We start from the raw sequence: 3,168 nt of genomic DNA, 5'->3' as shown, positions 1-3,168 counted from the left end.
GCATATAAAGCCAATGGTGGAAGCATTAAAGAATATTATAGGAATCAAAGAATCGAAAAGAAAAATGAAGAAAGAATATTAGAACTTGATAAAAGAGTAGTAAATAGAGTAAAAAGAACCTACAACAATATTGATCCAGATATAATGATAGATATGCCATACATAACAAAAACAGAAGGTAGATGGCTTAAAAACATGCTTAGTAATTCAAGCTTTTGATTGGAGTACAACCTAACATAGCTTGCTTTAGATTTAGAGCCTGAGTTGGATGCCAGCCACCCGTAGGGCTTGCCATTGATAAACCAATAAGTAAATGCTAAAATGTTCTAACACTAAGGCAAGGAATATAGCTTGCTTTGAGTTTTTCGCCTTAGTGTGATAAACCAATAGCATTTATGTTTGGGTTGTCAATGGTGGCGAGAATTCAGAATAAAAAGATGAGTATCAATATTTTTGAGTAAACAAATACTAGTTAGCAAGATATTACATTGTTTAAATGCGATGGTTTCTAATTTTGATAGAATAAAATTAATATTAATTGTTTTCCAACAACAACTTGACACTATCCCTACCATTAATAGTTTGAAATATGAAAGTTTATTTGCTATAATAAATAATATAGGAATATAGGACTATAAAAGCATGGGCACTTACTACTATAGGCATTATGGGAACAATCTATAAAAGAGTAGCTGTACATACATAGAATCTATAATAATATCATTCACACCTTAAGATCAGGAATATTAGGTGCCTAAAATGAAATAGGCTACAAGTTAGGGGGATGGTATTATGGATAATAGCTGCAGAGCTATAGATAATGGGGTTAAAAAAGATATTGAAGACTCATTTAAATCATTTATGGCTAAATACTTCGATAAAGGCCCTAGTTTAGCTAGAGTATATACATCTGAAAATTGTATAACTATCCATTGCAAAGATATTTTAACACCGCTGGAGAAGAATTTAACAGGGGATATATGTGGAGAATATTTGATACAAGCCTCAAGAAAAAGAATATTACACAATACAAAGGCAGAGCTTTTAAAAATAGTAGATAATAATATAGATGCAAAGGTTAGCAGCTTTTATATGGATTTGAATATATTTGATGATAGTTTATGTTGTGCTTTTATAATAGAGTAGATTAGGAGCAACTAAATAAGGCAGGTTGAAGGAAACAGTATAACTGTAGCTGGATTCAAGCCACAATTGTTCAAGAGAGACCTTGGATAATTGTGGCTTTTTTTATCTAAACATAAACTTACTAAAATAACAAAGGAAAGGAGAAAGCTGATGAACAGATTCAAAAAAGGTATATCATTGCTATTGGTTGCAGTAATGATATTACCATTAGGGACTTTTGCCTTTGGTGAAGAAACAGATATTTTAGGCCACTGGGCAAAAGAAGAAATTCAATATCTAATAGGAAAGGAGGTAGTATCAGGCTATTCTGATGGGAACTTTAGACCAGATCAGAGTATTACAAGGGCTGAATTCATTAAAATAATCAACAATATATTTGGATATTCAGAAAAAGCAGAAGCTAAATTTGGCGATGTAAAAGAGGGAGATTGGTTTTATGATGAAATCCGGAAAGCTACTAAAGCTGGATATATAGGGGGATATAATGATGGAACCATAAAACCAAATAACCCTATTACCCGACAAGAAGTATCTAAGATTATGGGCATGGTATTTGATTTAGATGAAACTAAATCAAAATCCGCAAATAACTTTGCAGATAGTTCCAAAATAGGGGATTGGGCTAAAGGATATGTAAGCATATTAAAGGATAAAGGCTATATATCCGGCTATTCAGACAACACATTTAGACCAACAAACCCAATTACAAGGGCAGAAGCCGTAAAGATAATCACCAATGCCAGTGGAAATATAATAAACCTTGCAGGGGAGTATTCAGATGATGCAGCAGGAAATGTACTGGTAAATACTTCTAATGTAGAATTAAAAGATATGAAGATAAAAGGTGACTTATATCTAGTAGAAGGAATTGGAGAAGGGGATATTATACTAGACAATGTAGTAGTAGAAGGTAGCACCTATGTTAGAGGTGGGGGAGAAAACAGTATAATTATAAGACATTCTAAACTAGGTGAAATCGTAATCAACAAAGATGCTGGAGATATAAGGGTAGTATTAGAAGGAGAAACTATAATAGAATATATAGCTATAGAAAGTGGTACTAAACTGGTTGTAAAAGAAGGAGTAAAGGTCGATTCCATAAAAGTAACAGAAAAATCAAATATTGAAATAGAAAAGGGAGCAGAAATAGGAAAAGTAGAAGTAGAAGCTAGGGATACAGAAATAAAAGCAAAAGGTAAGATTGAGTCTATAGTTTCCAAAGAGGATGTAAAGGTAAATGATGAAGTAGTCGGGAAAGGGAAGGAAGTAAAAGTTGAGGATGGGAAGGTAACAGAAGTTAAGAAGGATAAACCAAAGCCAGAGCCAGCATCTTCCGCAGGAGGCGGTGGCGGTGGTGGTGGCGGTGGAGGCCGCAGGGATGATAAGGATGATGAGGTAGCTGTAACGGGTGTTAGTGTTAGCCCAAAGACGATGACATTGACAGTAGGAAAAACAGGTAAGATAACAGCTACAGTTAAGCCTGATAATGCAACTAATAAGAAGGTTAATTGGACAACCAGTGATGAAAGTATAGCGACTGTAGCTAATGGAGTAGTAACAGCAAAGGCAGCAGGGACTGCTACCATTACAGCAACCTCTGATGCGAATAGCAGTAAGAAAGATAGTTGTGTGGTAACGGTAAAGGCAGAAGAAGAGTTGGTAAGTGCTATTAGTGTGGAAGGTGTTGCTAAAGTTGGAGAAACACTGACAGCAAAAGTAACACCAGAAAAGGCAACAGTCACATATAAGTGGATGAGGGCTGATGCTGAAGATGGTGAATATGTTGCCATTGCAGGAGCAACAGATAAGACTTATACGCTTTCTGAGGCTGATGCAGGTAAGTGGATTAAGGTTGAAGTAAAGGGAACTGGGAACTATACAGGAACTAAATCAAAGGTAGTTGGGCCGGTAGAAGCAGCCATAGAACCTGTGGAAGAAAAAGGCGCTGAGATAGACTATGCTGCTCGCTACAACGAAACACGGAAAGAATGGTATGTCAAGGTAACCGTGGATGGTGAAGAC

Annotated in this window: 3 protein-coding genes; all 3 read left to right on the top strand. The window is 35.6% G+C overall.

Annotated features, from left to right (window positions below; all coding sequences use genetic code 11):
* A partial coding sequence (locus C3E89_RS03075) for a hypothetical protein (protein WP_236911027.1) occupies positions 1–219 on the top strand: 219 nt, incomplete at its 5' end.
* A 573-nt stretch (positions 220–792) separates the two neighbouring features.
* Positions 793–1,146, top strand: coding sequence for a Na-translocating system protein MpsC family protein (locus tag C3E89_RS03070; protein ID WP_025640748.1), 354 nt, complete (start codon positions 793–795; stop codon positions 1,144–1,146).
* 150 nt (positions 1,147–1,296) lie between these two features.
* Positions 1,297–3,168, top strand: a 1,872-nt coding sequence (locus C3E89_RS03065) for an S-layer homology domain-containing protein (protein WP_236911026.1), incomplete at its 3' end; no start/stop codon positions are given.

The organism is Clostridium sp. Cult1, from assembly GCF_021655095.1.
GTDB lineage: Bacteria > Bacillota > Clostridia > Tissierellales > Tepidimicrobiaceae > Schnuerera.
This window is presented reverse-complemented; position numbering and strand designations above follow the sequence as displayed.